The organism is Variovorax sp. NFACC27, from assembly GCF_048301545.1.
In the GTDB taxonomy this organism is placed as follows: Bacteria; Pseudomonadota; Gammaproteobacteria; order Burkholderiales; family Burkholderiaceae_C; genus Variovorax; species Variovorax gossypii.
Window position 1 is genome coordinate 267,965 of the sequence record NZ_CP157613.1, and the last position, 17,531, is coordinate 285,495.

Genomic DNA, 17,531 nt, shown 5'->3' on the forward strand with positions numbered 1-17,531 from the left:
CGATGACAGAACACACCAAGACAGACGGCCTCCCGGGCATGGACATGCCCGTGGTGGCCGAAGCCGGCAGCAGCGCCTTCGGCAAGGCACCGCTGCGCAACGAGCGCATGAGCTCCGCCAAGGTCGAGTGCAACGCCTGCCCGGTGCTGTGCCAGATCTCCGACGGCCGCACCGGCGCCTGCGACCGCTATGCCAATAAAGAGGGCGTGCTGGTGCGCGTCGATCCCGTGGTGCTGCTGCGCCGCACGATAGAGAGCGAAGCGCCCGTGCTGGTGCCCTTCGACCGCCCGGGCGCCGAAGCTGCCGAGTCGGCCGATGCCGCCCCCGACTGGAACGGCGACCTGCTGCACTCCGACGAAGTCTTCGTCACCGGCGTGGGCTCCTCCACCACCTACCCCGACTACAAGCCCGCCCCCTTCATCGTGGCCTCCAAGGCCCGGGGCGTGGACATGGTCACCGTCGTCACCGAAGGCATCTTCAGCTACTGCAGCTTCAAGGTGAAGATCGACACCGACCGCTTCCTGGGCCCCGAGCAGGCCAACGTGCGCTACCGCGGCGAGGTCGTGGGCCACGTGACCACGGCCGAATACGGCTCGCAGATGCTCTCGCTCGGCGGCGTTCATCACCTCACCGGCGGCAGCAAGAAGGAAGGCCGCATGACGGCCGAGCTGATGCAGTTGCTGGGCAACAAGAAGGCGGTGGAGTGCACCATCGACGGCGGCTCCACCCTCGTCATCCAGGCGGGCAAGGCGCCCATCGTCAACGGCGTGGAAGAGCAGCGCATGCGCGTGGGCTGCGGCTCGGCGGCGGTCGGCATCTTCGCGCGCCAGTTCGCCGGCGTGGCCGACGAGGTGGTGGTGGTCGACGACCACATCACCGGCGTGCTCACCGAGCACCAGGCCGGCCGCTGCCTCGACATGGCGCCCTCGGGCATCCAGATGCTGGGGCGCAAGTCCACGCCGGGGCGCTACTTCCAGGTGGCGAACCCGGGCAACGGCTGGGGCGGCACCGACATCGCCGATCCGCTCGCGATCATCGAAGGCTGGGAAGAGGGCGTCGCGCGCCCCGGCCTGCGCCTGCTCATGACTTCGACCACCGGTGAGCATGCGCAGTGGTACGTGCTCGACGACGCGCTCAAGCCCGTCGAGCAGCCCATGCCGCCCGAGGTGAAGCGCATCGTCGATCGCATCGGCGAGAACTGCGAACCCTCGCTGTGCACCGTGCTGTTCCTCGGCGGTGCAGGCGGCAGCCTGCGCGCGGGGGTCACCGAGAACCCGGTGCTGCTCACGCGCGCCATCAAGCGCGCGCTGGTCAACGTCACCTGCGGCGGTGCGCCGGCCTACGTGTGGCCGGGCGGCGGCATCACGGTGATGGCCGACGTCATGCGCATGCCCGACAACAGCTTCGGCACCGTGCCCACTCCGGCCATCGTCGCGCCCATCGAGTTCAGCATGCGGCGCGACGACTACGAGGCGCTCGGCGGCCACGTCGAACACATCTTCCCGCTCGAACAGGCGCTCGCGCGTGGTGCATGGCAGGAAGACGGCGCACCGCTTGCGCGCCAATGGCTCGCGGTGGACGACGCCAACCCGTGGCCGCTCGGCCACGCCCCGATGCTGGGCTGATCATGTCCGCCCAACGCAGTGCGCTCGACAAGAGCCGCTGGCACTTCAACCACGGCCCGATCGACATCGTGGCCGAGGCGTACGGCGACCCGTACGCCGTGGCCGCTGCGCACGACGCTGCCTGGGCGCGCTTCGTCCACGTGCTCGACGAACTGGTGCGCGAACTGCCGCTGCTGCGTCTGCCCGTCACTGAAAAGATGCGGCCGCGCAACGTGGTGGCCCGTCGCATGTGGGATGCCTGCGCCGCGTTCTCTCCGATGTTCATCACGCCGATGGCGGCGGTGGCCGGTTCGGTCGCGCAGGAGCTCATCGCCTTCTACGAGCGCCCCGGCATCGAGCGCGCGTGGATCAACAACGGCGGCGACATCGCGCTGCACCTCGCGCCCGGGCAGTCCGCGCGCGTGGGGGTGTTCGCCGACATCGCGCGTTTCGACTGGCGAGATAGTAGCGGCATCCTCACGACGGATGGCCAGTTCGAGCTGCGCGCCGACCAGCCCGTGCGCGGCGTCGCCACCAGCGGCTGGCGCGGGCGCAGTTTCTCGCTGGGCATCGCCGACAGCGTGACGGTGCTGGCCGCCACGGCAGCGCAGGCCGATGCCGCCGCGACAGTGATCGCCAATGCCGTCGACGTGGACGACGATGCCATCGCGCGCCGCCCCGCGAACGAGTGCAAGGACGACAGCGATCTCGGCGACACGCTCGTCACCGTCGACGTGCCGACGCTGGCCCCCGCGCAGGTGCGCAGCGCACTCGATACGGGCGTGGTGTGCGCCAAGGTCCTGCAAAAAGGAGGGCTCGTCTGGGCCGCTCTACTCGTTTGTCAGGGGCAGTGGAGACTTGTCGAGCCCTTATGCTCGAAGGCGCTCGACACAGAGCTGCCGAAATCCGTTGGTTCAGTATTTGCTTAACGAAAAGCAAGGTTCTTTTTCATGATCGAAATCCGCCGCGTCTTCACCCATGTCGAGCACATCCACCACGAGTTCGGACCGCGCGCCGACACCCCGCTGGTGCGCGGTGCCATCGGCGCGGTGCTGACCAATCCGTTCGCGGGCCGCTACGAACCCGACATCCTGCCGATGATGGCGCTGCTCGACCCCGTGGGCGTAGACATGGCGCACAAGCTGCACGCCGCGATGGATGTGCCGCTGGAGCAGATCGCTACCTACGGCAAGGGCGCCATCGTCGGCGCTGACGGCGAGCTGGAGCATGGAGCGCTCTGGCACGTGCCCGGCGGCTACGCCATGCGCGAACTGCTCGGCTGGAAGGGCAGCCGCGCCGCCTACACCGCGGGCAAGGCCGAGGAGAAGACAGGCCAGCCCGGCAACGCGCTCTCGATCGTGCCTTCGACCAAGAAGGTCGGCCCACCCGGCGCCGCGCTCGACGTGCCGCTCACCAACATCAACGCCAGCTACGTGCGCGGCCAGTTCGACGCCATCGAGGTGCGCGTGCCCGGCGCGCCGGCGGCCGACGAGATCGTCTTCATCCTCGCGATGAGCACGGGCTACCGCGTGCATGCCCGCGTGGGCGGGCTGCTCGCGAAGGACATCAGCAAGTGGGACGGCCTGCGCTGACCCGCAAAGAGACAAGACAGACAAGGAACACACAGAACATGACCGCCAACATCCGCAAGCTCGTCATCCAGGTCGACGAAACCCGCAAGGAAATGGGCAAGGACATCGCGCCGCCCACGCGCCGCGCCGTCGCCATCGCCGTCATCGAGAACCCCTACGCGGGCCGCTACAGCGAGAGCCTCGACGAACTCATCGCCATCGGCGAGGAGCTCGGCGCGCTGCTGGGCCAGAAGGCCGTGAAGGCGCTGGGCATCGAGCCCGGCCAGGCACAGAGCTACGGCAAGGCTGCCATCGTCGGCGAGCGCGGCGAGCTCGAGCATGCCGCCGCCATCCTGCATCCCAAGCTCGGCGCGCCGCTGCGCGTGGCAGTGGAGAAGGGCGCGGCGCTCGTGCCCTCGGCCAAGAAGCAGGGCACGCTGGGCACCGCCATCGACGTGCCGCTGGGCCACAAGGACGCCGCCTTCGTGCGCAGCCACTTCGACGCAGTGGAAGCCCGCGTGAGCGACGCGCCGCGCGCCAACGAGATCGTGGTGGCTGTGGCCGTCACCGACAGCGGCCGTCCGCTGCCGCGCATCGGCGGCCTGCAGGTCAGCGAGATCAAGGGCGAAGACGGCCTGCGCTGAGACGCGCCGCATCGTCCAGCCATAGTCCCGCGCCCTAACAACTCGAATTCTTTCTGCCTTAACCCCTAGGAGCTTCTCGATGAATCCATTGCGCCATGTTTTCTGCGCCGCGTCCGTCGTCACGCTGGCCACGGCCCTCGTTCCCGCGCACGCGCAGGGCGTGATCAAGATCGGTGAAATCAACAGCTACAAGGCGCAACCCGCCTTCCTCGAGCCCTACAAGAAGGGCATGGAACTCGCGGTCGACGAGATCAACGCCAAGGGTGGCATCAACGGAAAGAAGATCGAGCTCATCAGCCGCGACGACAACGCCAACCCCGGCGACGCCGTGCGCGTGGCCGAAGAACTCATCTCGCGCGAGAAGATCGACGTGCTGGCCGGCGCCTTCCTGTCGAACACCGGCCTGGCGCTGACCGACTTCGCCAAGCAGAAGAAGTTCTTCTATCTCGCCGCCGAGCCGCTCACCGACAAGATCGTCTGGAGCAACGGCAACAAGTACACCTACCGCCTGCGTCCCTCGACCTACATGCAGGTCGCGATGCTGGTGCCCGAGGCCGCCAAGCTCAAGAAGAAGCGCTGGGCGCTCGTGTATCCCAACTACGAATACGGCCAGTCGTCGGTCGCCACCTTCAAGACGCTGCTGAAGGCCGCGCAGCCCGACGTCGAGTTCGTCGCCGAGCAGGCGCCGCCGCTGGGCAAGGTCGATTCGGGCAGCGTGGTGCAGGCCCTGGCCGATGCCAAGCCCGATGCCATCTTCAACGTGCTGTTCGGCGCCGACCTTTCCAAGTTCGTGCGCGAGGGCAACACGCGCGGCCTGTTCAAGGACCGCGAGGTGGTGAGCGTGCTGACCGGCGAGCCCGAGTACCTCGACCCGCTGAAAGACGAAGCGCCCAACGGCTGGATCGTCACCGGCTATCCCTGGAACGGCGTGAAGACGCCCGAGCACAAGGCCTTCCTCGACGCCTACCAGGCCAAGTTCAAGGACTACCCGCGCCTGGGCTCGGTGGTCGGCTATAGCGCCATCCACTCGATCGCGGCCGGTATCAAGAAGGCCGGCGGCACTGACACTGAAAAACTCGTGGCCGCCTTCAAGGGCCTGCAGGTCGACACGCCCTTCGGCAAGATCAGCTACCGCGCGCAGGACAACCAGTCCACCATGGGCGCGTACGTGGGCAAGACCAAGAACGACGGTGGCAAGGGCGTGATGGTCGACTATGTCTACCTCGACGGCGCCAAGTTCCAGCCGAGCGATGACGAAGTGAAGAAGATGCGCCCCGCCGACTGATCGCGCGGCTCCTGCACTGCATCCGCAGCCCTTGCACCAAGGCGCGGATGCGGATGTCTCCAGTTTCCTCAGGGTCCTTATGAGTTTCTCAGGCTTCGTTGTTCAGTTGCTCAACGGGTTGGCCGGCGCGTCCTCGCTCTTCTTCGTGGCGGCCGGTCTCTCGTTGATCTTCGGCGTGACGCGCATCGTCAATTTCGCCCATGGATCGTTCTTCATGGTGGGCATCTACCTCGCGTACACGCTCGTCGACAAGCTGGGTTCGAGCCTGGGCTTCTGGCCCGCGCTGCTGATCGCGGCACTGGCGGTCGGCGTGCTCGGCGCGCTGATCGAGGTGCTGCTGCTGCGCCGCATCTACAAGGCGCCGGAGCTGTTCCAGCTGCTCGCCACCTTCGCGCTGGTGCTCGTCATCAAGGACGCGGTGCTGTGGCTGTGGGGTCCCGACGAACTGCTCGGCCCGCGCGCGCCCGGCCTCAAGGGCTCGGTCGAGATCCTCGGGCGGCAGTTTCCTTCCTATGACCTGTTCCTGATCGTGATCGGCCCGGTGGTGCTCGGCCTCGTGTGGCTGCTGCTCACCCGCACGCGCTTCGGCACGCTGGTGCGCGCCGCCACGCAAGACCGCGAGATGGTCAGCGCGCTGGGCGTCAACCAGGCCTGGCTCTTCACGGCCGTGTTCGCGCTCGGTGCGCTGCTCGCCGGCCTCGGCGGCGCTCTGCAGCTGCCGCGCGAGCCCGCAACGCTCGAGATGGACCTGAACACCATCGGCGCCGCCTTCGTGGTCGTGGTGGTGGGCGGCATGGGCTCGCTGCCCGGCGCCTACATGGCCGCGCTGCTCATCGCCGAGATCAAGGCGGTTTGCATCTGGCTCGGCGTGGTGCAGATCTTCGGCATCGACGTGTCGTTTTCCAAGCTCACGCTGATGGTCGACTTCCTGGTGATGGCCATCGTGCTGGTGTGGCGCCCCTGGGGCCTGTTCGGCCGCCCGCAGGCGCCGAGCCGCTACGTCGGCATGCAGGAAGAACCGCTGCGCCGCCCGAGCAACGCCTACATGGTGGCCGCAGCCGTGCTCGCGCTGCTGCTGGCCGTGGTGCCGTTCCTGACGGTGAACTCGCCCTACACCACGGTGCTGATGATCGACCTGATGATCGCGGCCCTCTTCGCCACCAGCCTGCACTTCATCATGGGACCGGCCGGCATGCATTCCTTCGGCCATGCCGCGTACTTCGGCCTCGGCGCCTACGGCGCGGCGCTGCTGGTGCGCGCGCTGCACCTGCCGATGGAGCTCGCGCTGGTCGTCGCACCGCTGATCGCCGCGCTCGGCGCCTTCGTCTACGGCTGGTTCGCGGTACGGCTGTCGGGCGTGTACCTCGCGATGCTCACGCTGGCCTTCGCGCAGATCACCTGGGCCGTCACCTACCAGTGGGACAGCTTCACCGGTGGCAGCAACGGCCTGACCGGCGTGTGGCCCTCCGAGTGGCTTTCCGACAAGCGGGCCTACTACTGGCTCACGCTGGTGCTCGTGGGCGCGGGCGTGTGGTGGCTGCGGCGCGTGCTGTTCTCGCCCTTCGGCTATGCGCTGCGCGCGGGCCGCGACTCGGTGCTTCGCGCCGACGCCATCGGCATCGACGTTAAGCGCATGCAGTGGGCTGCCTTCGTCATCGCCGGCACTGTGGCCGGCCTGGCGGGTGCGCTCTTCGCCTTCTCCAAGGGCAGCATCTCGCCGGAGACGCTGTCGGTCGGCCGGTCGGTCGACGGCCTCGTGATGGTGCTGCTCGGCGGCATCCAGACGCTCGCGGGCCCGGTGGTCGGCGCCGTCACCTTCACCTGGCTGCATGACACCGTGGCGCGCAACACCGACTACTGGCGCGCGATGCTGGGCGCCATCATCCTGATCCTGGTGCTGCTGTTCCCGCAGGGCATCGCGGGCTCCATCAAGCAGCTGGCCGACCGGTGGCGCGCGCCGAAGGAAGACGAAGTTGCAAAGACCGAAGCCAAGGCCAAGCTCGAGGAGGTGAAGGCATGACCGGAACGCTCCTCAAGGTCGAGAACCTCGGCAAGTCCTTCGGCGGCGTGAAGGCCGTGGACGGCATCAGCTTCGAGCTGCCGCCCGGCGAACTGCTCGCGCTCATCGGGCCGAACGGCGCCGGCAAGTCCACCACTTTCAACATGGTCAACGGCCAGCTCAAGGCCGACCAGGGCTCCATCACGCTCGACGGCCAGGAACTCGTGGGCCGCAAGCCGCGCGAGATCTGGCGCATGGGCGTGGGCCGCACCTTCCAGATCGCCGAGACCTTCGCTTCGCTCACCGTGGTCGAGAACGTGCAGATGGCGCTGCTCTCGCACGACCGCAAGCTGTTTTCCACATGGCGCCGCGCCGCCGACCACAAGCGCGACGAGGCGCTGGCCCTGCTCGACCAGGTCGGCATGAAGTCGCAGGCCGACCGGCCCTGCAGCGTGCTGGCCTACGGCGACGTGAAGCGCGTCGAACTCGCCATCGCGATGGCCAACTCGCCCAAGCTGCTGCTGATGGACGAGCCCACCGCCGGCATGGCGCCCAAGGAGCGCAACTCGCTCATGGCGCTGACCAAGGAGCTCGTCATCCAGCGCGGCATGGCCGTGCTCTTCACCGAGCACAGCATGGACGTGGTGTTCGCGTACGCCGACCGCATGATCGTGCTGGCGCGCGGGCGCCTCATCGCGCAGGGCAAGCCGCTGGAGATCCGCGACCATCCGAAGGTGCAGGAGGTGTACTTCGGCACGGGCAAGACATTCGAGAAGAAGGCCGCAGCCGTAGGAGAAGCCGCATGAGCACGCATGAACCCCTGCTTCAGGCCAAGGCCCTGTGCGCCTGGTACGGCGCTGCGCAGATCCTCTACGACGTGGACCTCGAAGTGCGTCGCGGCGAAGTGGTCGCGCTCATGGGCCGCAACGGCGCGGGCAAGTCGACCACGCTGAAGGCGCTGATCGGCATGCTGGCCAAGCGCCGCGGCGCGGTGCGCTTCCTGGGCCACGACATCTCGAAGAGCGAGCCGCACCATGCGGCGCGCCTGGGCCTGGGCTTCGTGCCCGAAGACCGCCGCGTGTTCACCGACCTCACGGTGATGGAGAACCTCGAGGTCGGCAAGCAGGCCGCGCGCCGCTGGGCCGACGGCAGCGACGCGCCGCTGTGGACGCCCGAACGCCTGTTCAAGCTCTTCCCCAACCTCGGCGAGATGCCGAACCGTCCCGGCGGGCGCATGAGCGGCGGCGAGCAGCAGATGCTCACGGTCGCGCGCACGCTCATGGGCAATCCGTACCTCGTGCTGCTCGACGAGCCTTCCGAAGGCGTGGCGCCGGTGATCGTCGAGCAGATGGCCAACATGATCCTGGAGCTCAAGGCGCAGGGCGTGAGCATCCTGCTGTCGGAGCAGAACATGCACTTCGCCGAGCTGGTGTCCGACCGCGCCTATGTGCTCGAGAAGGGCCAGATCCGCTATCACGCAACGATGGCCGAACTTGCGGCCAACGACGAGGTGCGCCGCGCCTACCTCAGCGTCTAGCATGAAGCACACCCCCAGTCTTCGCGCACTTCGTGTCGCTTCGCCAACCCCCTTGCAGGGGGCAACACCGACGGCCCGGCAAAGCCGGTTCCGTGGTGTTCCTGGAAAGTTTCCCTTGTCCTGATTCAAGTTCCTCTTCCAGTTCCTACCAGGAGTCCACGCCATGCATCGCAGAACCCTCGTGAAATCCGCCGCCGCCCTCGGGCTGGCCGGTGGCCTCGGCAGTGTCGCTTTCAACGCCTTCGCGGCCGGCAAGATCAAGCCCGGCGCCAAGGCGGCGCTGATCGTGGTCGACGTGCAGAACTGTTTTCTCGACGGCGGCACGCTCGCGGTGAAGGGCGGCAACGAAGTCATCCCGGTGATCAACGCGCTGGCTCCAGCGTTCGAGAACATCGTCGTCACGCAGGACTGGCACACGGCGGGCCATGCGTCTTTCGCCAGCACCTACAGCGGCAAGAAGCCCTTCGAGACCACCAAGCTCAGCTACGGCACGCAGGTGCTGTGGCCAGACCACTGCGTGCAGGGCACCGACGACGCCGCGCTCGGCAAGGACCTGAAGGTGCCTACCGCGCAGCTCATCATCCGCAAGGGCTTCCACAAGGAGATGGACAGCTACTCGGCCTTCGAGGAAGCCGACCACAAGACGGCCACGGGCCTGGCCGGCTACCTCAAGGCGCGCGGCATCAAGACCGTGTTCGTCACAGGCCTTGCCACCGACTTCTGCGTGGCCTGGACCGCGATGGACGCGCGCAAGGCCGGCTTCGAGGCCTACGTGATCGAGGACGCCACGCGCGGCATCGACCTCAACGGTTCGCTGGCCGCCGCGTGGAAGCAGATGACGGCCAAGGGCGTCAAGCGCATCCAGTCGGCCGACATCCAGACCGCCTGAGCGCATTGCCGCAAGAGTCGGAAAGAGCAACAAGAACACGAGACCCACGACGCATGAAGCCCTCGATCTCTAGGCGTGCCATGGTGGCGGGCGGTGCCGCCCTGGCCCTCGGCCCCGGCCTGCTGCGGTCGGCACGCGCGGACAACGGCACGAACGGTGTGAGCGACACCACCATCCGCATCGGTCAGTCGGCCGTGTTCAGCGGGCCGGCGAAAGACTTCGGCATCGACTACCGCGCTGGCATCAAGCTCTACTTCGACCGCGTCAACAAGTCGGGCGGCGTGAACGGCCGCAAGATCGAGCTGGTCACTTACGACGACGCCTACGACCCCGCGAAGACGGCCGTCAACACCGCGAAGCTGATCGACGAGGACAAGGTCTTCGCGCTCACCGGCTACGTGGCCACCGGCAATCTCGCGGCCGCGATGCCGCTCGCCGAGAAGGCCGGCGTGCCGATGTTCGCGCCGCTGGTGGGCACCACCTCGTTCCGCACAAAGGTCAACCGCTACCTGTTCCACGTGCGCGCGGGCTACGACCTGGAACTACGCAAGATCATCAGCCACCTCTCGACCATCGGCATCCAGTCGATCGCGGTGGTCTACCAGGACAGCGCCTTCGGCAAGTCGAACCTCGCCACCTGCGAGGAGCTCGCGGCTGACTACAAGGTGAAGGTGCTCAAGACCTTCCCGCTGGCCATCGCGGCCGAGGACGCCAAGCAGGTCGTCTCCGGCCTCGCGGAGGCCAAGCCGGGCGCGGTCGTGATGATCATGGCCGGGCGCATGGTGGAAGTGTTCATGCGCGACTACCGCGCCAGCGCCGTGGGCTCGCCGCTGTACACGCTGTCGGTCGGCATCACCGATGCCGCGGGCTCGGCCAAGCGGCTCGACGGCAAGCTCGCGGGGCTGGTCACGGCCAGCATCGTGCCGCCGCCGCAGGCGCAGCGCGTGCCCATCGTGGCCGACTACCAGCGCGACCGCGCCGAGTTCGGCGAGAAGATCGACAGCTACACCGCGCTCGAAGGCTACATCGTCGCGCGCGTGATGGTGGAAGGCCTGCGCCGGGCGGGCAAGACACTCACGCGCGACAGCTTCATCGCGGGGCTCGAGAGCATCGGCAGCACGCGCTTCGGCGACTTCCCCATCGAGTACAGCGCGAAGAACCACAACGGCTCGAACTTCGTCGACCTGGAGATGTACACCCGTGACGGCCAGTTGCGGCGCTGAGCCGCTGCACCTGCTGGTCAACGGCCAGGCGAAGTCGATCGAGGGCGTGCCGCGCGAGGCGACGCTGCTGCACCTGCTGCGCAACGACCTCGGGCTGAATGGCCCCAAGTACGGCTGCGGGCTGGGCCAGTGCGGCGCCTGCACCGTGCATGTCGACGGCGTGGCCGCGCGTTCGTGCGTGATTCCCGCGCGCGGCGTGGCGGGGCGGGCCATCACCACGCTCGAAGGGCTGGGCTCGCGCGGGGAGTGGCACCCGGTGCAGGCCGCCTTCGAGGAAGCACAGGCCGCGCAGTGCGGCTATTGCCTCAACGGCATGGTGATGCAGGCGGCGGCCCTGCTCGCGCGCGACCCGCTGGCGAGCGAGGCGCGCATCCGTAGCGAGCTCTCGGGCAACCTGTGCCGCTGCGGCACGCACATCGAGATCCTGGACGCGGTGCAGCGCGCGGCGGTGCGCATGCGCGCGCATCAGGCCGCATGACGCGCCGCGCCGATCTTCCCCGCACGCGCGCCGAGTTCCTGTCGGCCGAGGGCGTGCTGCTGGTGGTGCGCGAGACGCCGCCGGCCCCGGCGCCCGCCAAGGGCCAGCCCGCGTTCGTGGCCGGCAACCCGGTCGAGGGCGACGAAGTCCTGCTCGCCGTTTGGGACGACGGCAGCGCCTCGGCGCTCAACGGCCACGTCGACCTCGGCACCGGCATACAGACCGCGCTGGGGCAGATCGTGGCCGAGGAGCTCGACCTCGGCATGCCCTGCGTGCGCGTGATGCTCGGCGACACGGCGCGCGCGCCCAACCAGGGCGCGACCATCGCCAGCGCGTCGATCCAGATCCATTCGCAGCCGTTGCGGCTTGCGGCGGCGCAAGCGCGTGCCTGGCTGTTGGCGCGCGCGGCCGAACGGCTCGGCGTGGCCGCGGATGCGCTGCAGATGCGCAACGGCGTGGTGCGCGTCGCCGAGGCGCCGGACCGCCACATCGCATATGCCGAGCTGGTCGCCGGGCAGCGCACCGTGCTGCGCCTCGACCCGCAGGCCAAGCCCAAGGACCCGGCCGACTATCGCGTGGTCGGCACGCGGCAGGCGCGCGTCGACATCCCGGCCAAGCTGGCGGGCGAACTCGTGTTCGTGCACGACATGCGCGTGCCCGGCATGCTGCACGGCCGCGTGGTGCGTCCGCCGTATGCGGGCGCGGACCACGGCGATTTCATCGGCAACACACTGGAGTCGGTCGACGAGTCGTCGATCTCGCACATCCCCGGCATTCGCGCCGTGGTCGTCATCCGCGACTTCGTCGGCATCGTGGCCGAGCGCGAGGAACACGCCGAGCAGGCCCTGCGCGAGCTGCGCGTGAAGTGGAAGCCGTGGCCCGGCATGCCCGACCTGGGCGACCTCGCCCAGGCCCTGCGCGACAACCCCTCGACGCAGCGGCTGCTGGTCGACGAAGGCGATGTCGACGGAGCCATCGCATCGGCCGCGCAGCCCATGCACCGCACCTACGTGTGGCCGTACCAGATGCATGCGTCCATCGGCCCCTCGTGCGCGCTGGCCGAATGGCAGCCGGCGGACGGCAGCGGCATGCAGCTGCGCTGCTGGGCCGGCTCGCAGAACCCGCACGTGCTGCGCGCCGATCTCGCGAAGCTCATGGGGGTGGAGGACGTGCAGGTCGACGTGGTCCGCATGGAGGCCGCGGGCTGCTATGGCCGCAACGGCGCCGACGACGTGGCCGCCGATGCGGCGCTGCTCGCACGCGCGGTGGGCGCACCGGTGCGCGTGCAGCTCACGCGTGAGCAGGAACACGCGTGGGAGCCCAAGGGCGCCGCGCAGCTCATGGAGATCGACGGCGGCCTCATGGCCGACGGCAGCGTCGCCGCCTACGACTTCGAGACCTCGTACCCGTCGAACGGCGCGCCCACGCTCGCGCTGCTGCTCACGCGCACCATCGAGCCGGTGGCGCAGGCCTTCGAGATGGGCGACCGCACCGCGCGCCCGCCCTACAGCTACGACAACCTGCGCGTGAAGGTCAACGACATGGCGCCGATCGTGCGCGCCTCGTGGCTGCGCGGCGTGTCAGCGCTGCCGAGTTCGTTCGCGCACGAGTCGTACATCGACGAACTGGCCACGGCCGCGGGCGTCGATCCGGTGCAGTTCAGGCTGCGGCACCTGCAGGACCCGCGTGCCGTCGAACTCGTGCAGGCCACCGCGCAGAAGGCCGGCTGGCGCATGCGCACGGGGCCGCAGGAGAACGCCGACGGCGGGCTCGGCGAAGGCGGCGACATCCTCTTCGGCCAGGGCTTCGCCTACGCGCGCTACATCCACAGCAAGTGGCCGGGCTTCGGCGCGGCATGGGCCGCGTGGGTGGCCGACGTGGAGGTCAATCGCAAGACCGGCGAGGTGCACGTGCGCCGCGTGGTGGTGGGGCATGACGCGGGCCTGATGATCAACCCGGCGGGCGTCGAGCATCAGGTGCACGGCAACGTGATCCAGACCACGAGCCGGGCGCTGAAGGAGCGGGTGCAGTTCGCGCCTCGACAACAGCAGCAGCAACAGGAAGGCACGGCGACCGGCGCTCGGGTGCCGGGCGTGCTGCCTTCCGGCGTGGTCGCGAGCCGCGAGTGGGGCAGCTACCCGATCATCAACTTCCGCGAAGTGCCGGTGATCGAGGTGATGCACATGCCGCGCCCCGGCGAGCCTTCGCTGGGCGCGGGCGAGTCGTCGTCGGTGCCGGGAACGGCGGCGATCGCGAATGCGATCTTCGATGCGACGGGCGCGCGGTTCCGCTCGCCGCCTTTCACGCCGGAAACGGTGCTGGCGGAGCTGAACCGCGGATCGCTTCCTCCGCCCCCGGGCGAGGGCGCACGGCACGCGAACGGTGATGCAGCAGCGCCCCAGCCTCAGGCTCCTCGTGCGGCTGAAGGCGTCGATGCCGTGTGGCCGCGCCGAAAGGGCCTCTGGGCTACCGGTGCAGCGCTGGTCGTCGGAGGCATCGGCGTCATCGCAGGCCTGCTCGGCTGGCGCTCCGCCATCGCGCCCGTGTCGCTCACCGCGCCGGTCTACAGCCAGTCCACCATCGAGCGCGGCCGGGTGCTCGCCGCGGTCGGCGACTGCGCCGTGTGCCATACGGCCGCCGGCGGTACGGCCAATGCGGGAGGCCGTGCGATGGACACGCCCTTCGGCACGCTCTACACCACCAATCTCACGCCCGACCCGGAGACGGGCCTCGGCCGCTGGTCCTTCAGCGCCTTCCAGCGCGCGATGCGCGAGGGCGTCTCGCGCGATGGCCACTACCTGTATCCCGCATTCCCTTACACCGCCTTCGCGAAGACCAGCGACGACGACCTGCAGGCGCTGTACGCGTACTTCATGTCGCTGCCTGCCGTGCGCGCGGAGACGCCGAAGTCCGAACTAAAGTTCCCGTTCAGCATCCGGCCGCTGATGGCCGGATGGAATGCGCTCTTCCACGATCCGGCGCCGATGCAGCCCGTGGCCACGCAGAGCGCGGAGTGGAATCGCGGCGCGTACCTCGTCAACGGACTGGGCCACTGCGGTGCCTGCCACACGCCGCGCAACGCGCTGGGTGCGGAGCAGGGCGGCAGTGCCTTCCTCTCGGGCGCGATGGTCGACGGCTGGGAAGCTCCGGCGCTCACGCAGCTGTCGTCGAAGTCGGCGGTGCCATGGGACGCCGACGAGCTCTACCGCTATCTGCGCAACGGCCATACGCAACGCCACGGCATCGCCGGAGGGCCGATGGCCGAGGTGGTGCGCGAACTCGCGCAGGTGCCCGATGAAGACATCCGCGCGATGGCCACTTATCTCGGCTCGTTCAATCCCGCACCTGCCACGCAGCCAGCAGTCGTTGCGCAGCAGGTGGTCGACAACGCCGCGCGCACGCAGGGGCAGTTGCTCGGCCCCGCACAGCGCATGTTCGACAGCGCATGCGCTTCGTGCCATCACGACGGCAACGGCCCCACCCTGCTCGGCGTGAACACGCCGCTCGCGCTCAACAGCAACCTCACCAGCGCGCGGCCCGGCAACCTGCTGCGCACCATCCTCGACGGCGTGCGCGAACCCGCGAGCCGCGACATCGGCTTCATGCCCGGCTTCCGCGAGGTGCTCGACGACAGGCAGATCGCCGAACTCGCCGGCTACATGCGCGCGCGCTTCGCGCCGCAGGAGCCGGCGTGGACCAACCTGCCCGCCGAGGTGGCGCGCGTGCGCGCAACGCCGGGGCACTGAACCCGGAAAGAAAAAGAGCAGGCCGCGCCGTCTCCAGTGTGCGCCGCTACGATGCGACGTAGCGCATACCCATCCACGGAGACACCACGCCATGCCGCTCGATCTTTCCATCTCTTCCAGCCTGCCCCGCGACGCCGCACGCGCCACCCTCGTCGGACGCCTCTGGCAGCCCGGCGTCGGCCCCGTGCTGGTGGCCGTTCACGAAGGTGGCCTGCACGATCTGTCGAAGCTCGCACCGACCATGAGCGATCTGCTCGAAGGCAAGGAAGCGCCTGCACAGGCCGTTCGCCGCGCATTGCAGGGCGCACCGCGCATCGCGGCGCTCGATGAAGTCCTTGCCAACAGCGACGAGACCGCGCGCGACACCGGCAAGCCCTGGCTGCTCGCTCCATGCGACCTGCAGGCCGTCAAGGCCAGCGGGGTCACATTTGTTGCGAGCCTGCTCGAACGCGTGATCGAGGAACAGGCGCGCGGCGATGCGTCGAAGGCGGAAGCCACGCGCGCGGCCATCGGCAGCGTGCTCGGCGACAATCTCGCGGACATCGTGCCTGGATCGCCCGAGGCAATGAAGGTCAAGGAAGTGTTGATTGCGCAGGGCGCCTGGTCGCAATACCTCGAAGTCGGCATCGGCCCCGATGCCGAGATCTTCACCAAGGCACCGGTGCTCTCCGCCGTGGGCACGGGCGCGGACGTGGGCATCCATTCGGGCTCCGTGTGGAACAACCCCGAACCCGAGGTCGTGCTCGCCGTGAACAGCCGCGGCGAAACCCTCGGCGCCGCGCTGGGCAACGATGTCAACCTGCGCGACTTCGAAGGCCGCAGCGCGCTGCTGCTGGGCAAGGCGAAGGACAACAACGCCTCCTGCGCGATCGGCCCTTTCATACGCCTGTTCGACGAGCACTTCGGCATCGCGGATGTGCGCCGCATCACCGTTGCGCTGGAAGTGACGGGGCCGGAAGGCTTCGTGCTTGAGGGATCGAGCTCGCTATCGAAGATCAGCCGCGATCCGCTCGATCTCGTTTCGCAAACCATAGGAATAAATCACGCTTATCCCGATGGCTTCATGTTGTTTCTGGGAACGATGTTCGCTCCGACACAAGACCGTCACGGGCCTGGGCAAGGATTCACCCACGTCGTGGGTGACCGAGTGCGCATTGCCGCACCGGAACTCGGCGCACTGGTCAATCGCGTGGTGCACGCGGACAAGGCGCCGATGTGGACTTTTGGTATCAGTGCGTTGATGCGCAATTTGGCTGCGCGCGGATTGCTGTGATCAACATGTAGTCGTTCCGTTTGAGTTTCAAAAGGAGCTGTACTCCTTAGTGATTCATTCGCGTTCCGTAGCAATTTGTTGCTGTTGACCGCGCCACTTGTTCCCCTCAAGATTAGTGCTATCAAGTAACGGTTGAACGAGGGAGCAGAGGTTGGCGCAAAGCGAGATCGATCTATTGCAGGTGCCTGTAGAGGGCCCGCTGCCTTGCGGTGAAGACCTGGAATACGACCCCGATTTCATGGCGTTGCATCAGGCTACGGCGGGCAAGCGCGAGCAGCAGTTCGGCTCGACGATCATTCCCGCCGAGCCGCCCGATTGGGCTCGCGTCGAGCGCATCGCGAAGCAGTTGTGCACGCGCACGCGCGACCTGCGAGTGCTGGTGCCGCTCACGCTGGCATGGACCGAGAACCGTGGCTTGCCGGGCTATGTCGAAGGACTTCAACTCGTCGACGTGGTGCTGCAGAAATTCTGGAACGACGTGCATCCGCGCGTCGTCGATGGCGACTTCGAAGACCCGCTGCCGCGCATGAATGCGCTCGCAGCGCTGGCCGAAGCCGAGGGACTCGGACGCAGCGTGCGCGATGCACGGCTGGTCGACGACGGCGGCGCATCGATGAGCCTGCGACAGGTCGAGGCCTTGCTCGATTCGAGCAAGACCGACCATCAGATCGATTACCCGGGCGGCATCGGCCGGCTGAAGGACACGGTGCGGCGCGCACAGGAAAAGGCGGCGCCTCCGGTAGTGGCGTTGCGCGCGGCACTCGACTTGCTGCAGCGCATCCGCGAGACCTGCGAACGCGCGCTCGGCCAGAGCTGGGCGCCCGACTTCTCGCGGCTCGAGCGCTCGCTGCGAACCGTGGCCCAGCTGCTGCCGGAGCAGGTACAGGCGGAAGAGGCAGTACCCGGTGAGGCCCACCCGGGAGACGGCGCGCAAGGGATCGACGTCGCCGCAGCGGTTGCGAACGGTGCGGCTTCGGGGGCAGCAAAGGCCGCAAATGGCGGTGCGGGCCTACGTCCGGTGCTCATTAAGGATATTGAAATATCGAGCCGTGAAGATGTGCAGGTGTTGCTCGAAAAGGCTTGCCAGTTCATGGAACGAACGGAGCCCAGCCATCCGGCACCCATGCTCATCCGCAGGGCGCAGCGGCTGCTGGACCTGAACTTCTTTCAGATCATCGAAGAGCTCGTGCCCGAGGGTTTGCAGAAGATAGAAAGTCTTGCAGGACGGCCGTTGAACGGCGGAAGCCAGGCCGAATAACACGAACGACAACGCGCACGCAGG

The 17,531-nt window shown here is 68.0% G+C and carries 14 protein-coding genes; all 14 read left to right on the plus strand.

Annotation, left to right across the window (positions count from 1 at the left end):
• Nucleotides 1–2: 2 nt before the first annotated feature.
• Complete coding sequence (locus ABL840_RS01320; RefSeq protein ID WP_093307487.1) at nucleotides 3–1,625, plus strand: 6-hydroxynicotinate reductase; 1,623 nt, start codon at nucleotides 3–5, stop codon at nucleotides 1,623–1,625.
• A 2-nt stretch (nucleotides 1,626–1,627) separates the two neighbouring features.
• On the plus strand, nucleotides 1,628–2,533 hold the full coding sequence (locus ABL840_RS01325) for a UPF0280 family protein (protein WP_093307488.1): 906 nt from the start codon (nucleotides 1,628–1,630) through the stop codon (nucleotides 2,531–2,533).
• A gap of 21 nt (nucleotides 2,534–2,554) precedes the next feature.
• Complete coding sequence (locus ABL840_RS01330) at nucleotides 2,555–3,196, plus strand: amino acid synthesis family protein (RefSeq protein ID WP_093206761.1); 642 nt, start codon at nucleotides 2,555–2,557, stop codon at nucleotides 3,194–3,196.
• Nucleotides 3,197–3,234: 38 nt separating this feature from the next.
• Nucleotides 3,235–3,819: an amino acid synthesis family protein gene (locus tag ABL840_RS01335; RefSeq protein ID WP_093307489.1), complete on the plus strand. Its 585-nt coding sequence runs from the start codon at nucleotides 3,235–3,237 to the stop codon at nucleotides 3,817–3,819.
• 79 nt (nucleotides 3,820–3,898) lie between these two features.
• The gene (locus tag ABL840_RS01340; RefSeq protein WP_019658426.1) at nucleotides 3,899–5,104 is read left to right on the plus strand and encodes an ABC transporter substrate-binding protein; all 1,206 of its coding nucleotides are present in this window, start codon (nucleotides 3,899–3,901) and stop codon (nucleotides 5,102–5,104) included.
• Nucleotides 5,105–5,183: 79 nt separating this feature from the next.
• The gene (locus ABL840_RS01345; RefSeq protein WP_093206763.1) at nucleotides 5,184–7,124 is read left to right on the plus strand and encodes an ABC transporter permease; all 1,941 of its coding nucleotides are present in this window, start codon (nucleotides 5,184–5,186) and stop codon (nucleotides 7,122–7,124) included.
• Entirely contained in the window at nucleotides 7,121–7,909 is a 789-nt protein-coding gene (locus ABL840_RS01350) for an ABC transporter ATP-binding protein (protein WP_093206764.1), read from the plus strand. Before ABL840_RS01345 ends, ABL840_RS01350 begins: the two co-directional genes overlap by 4 nt.
• The gene (locus tag ABL840_RS01355; RefSeq protein WP_019658423.1) at nucleotides 7,906–8,640 is read left to right on the plus strand and encodes an ABC transporter ATP-binding protein; all 735 of its coding nucleotides are present in this window, start codon (nucleotides 7,906–7,908) and stop codon (nucleotides 8,638–8,640) included. Before ABL840_RS01350 ends, ABL840_RS01355 begins: the two co-directional genes overlap by 4 nt.
• A 163-nt stretch (nucleotides 8,641–8,803) precedes the next feature.
• Nucleotides 8,804–9,529 (plus strand): bifunctional nicotinamidase/pyrazinamidase, encoded by a 726-nt coding sequence (pncA, locus tag ABL840_RS01360; protein WP_093206765.1) that lies wholly within the window; start codon nucleotides 8,804–8,806, stop codon nucleotides 9,527–9,529.
• Between the two features lie 53 nt (nucleotides 9,530–9,582).
• The gene (locus ABL840_RS01365) at nucleotides 9,583–10,752 is read left to right on the plus strand and encodes an ABC transporter substrate-binding protein (RefSeq protein ID WP_256230053.1); all 1,170 of its coding nucleotides are present in this window, start codon (nucleotides 9,583–9,585) and stop codon (nucleotides 10,750–10,752) included.
• Nucleotides 10,730–11,230: a (2Fe-2S)-binding protein gene (locus ABL840_RS01370; protein WP_093206767.1), complete on the plus strand. Its 501-nt coding sequence runs from the start codon at nucleotides 10,730–10,732 to the stop codon at nucleotides 11,228–11,230. Before ABL840_RS01365 ends, ABL840_RS01370 begins: the two co-directional genes overlap by 23 nt.
• A complete protein-coding gene (locus ABL840_RS01375) occupies nucleotides 11,227–14,976 on the plus strand; it encodes a molybdopterin cofactor-binding domain-containing protein (RefSeq protein WP_093307490.1) in 3,750 nt (1,249 codons plus the stop codon). Before ABL840_RS01370 ends, ABL840_RS01375 begins: the two co-directional genes overlap by 4 nt.
• A 91-nt stretch (nucleotides 14,977–15,067) precedes the next feature.
• Nucleotides 15,068–16,249 (plus strand): fumarylacetoacetate hydrolase family protein, encoded by a 1,182-nt coding sequence (locus ABL840_RS01380; RefSeq protein ID WP_093307491.1) that lies wholly within the window; start codon nucleotides 15,068–15,070, stop codon nucleotides 16,247–16,249.
• Between the two features lie 151 nt (nucleotides 16,250–16,400).
• A complete protein-coding gene (gene tssA / locus ABL840_RS01385; RefSeq protein WP_093307492.1) occupies nucleotides 16,401–17,507 on the plus strand; it encodes a type VI secretion system protein TssA in 1,107 nt (368 codons plus the stop codon).
• Nucleotides 17,508–17,531: the final 24 nt, after the last annotated feature.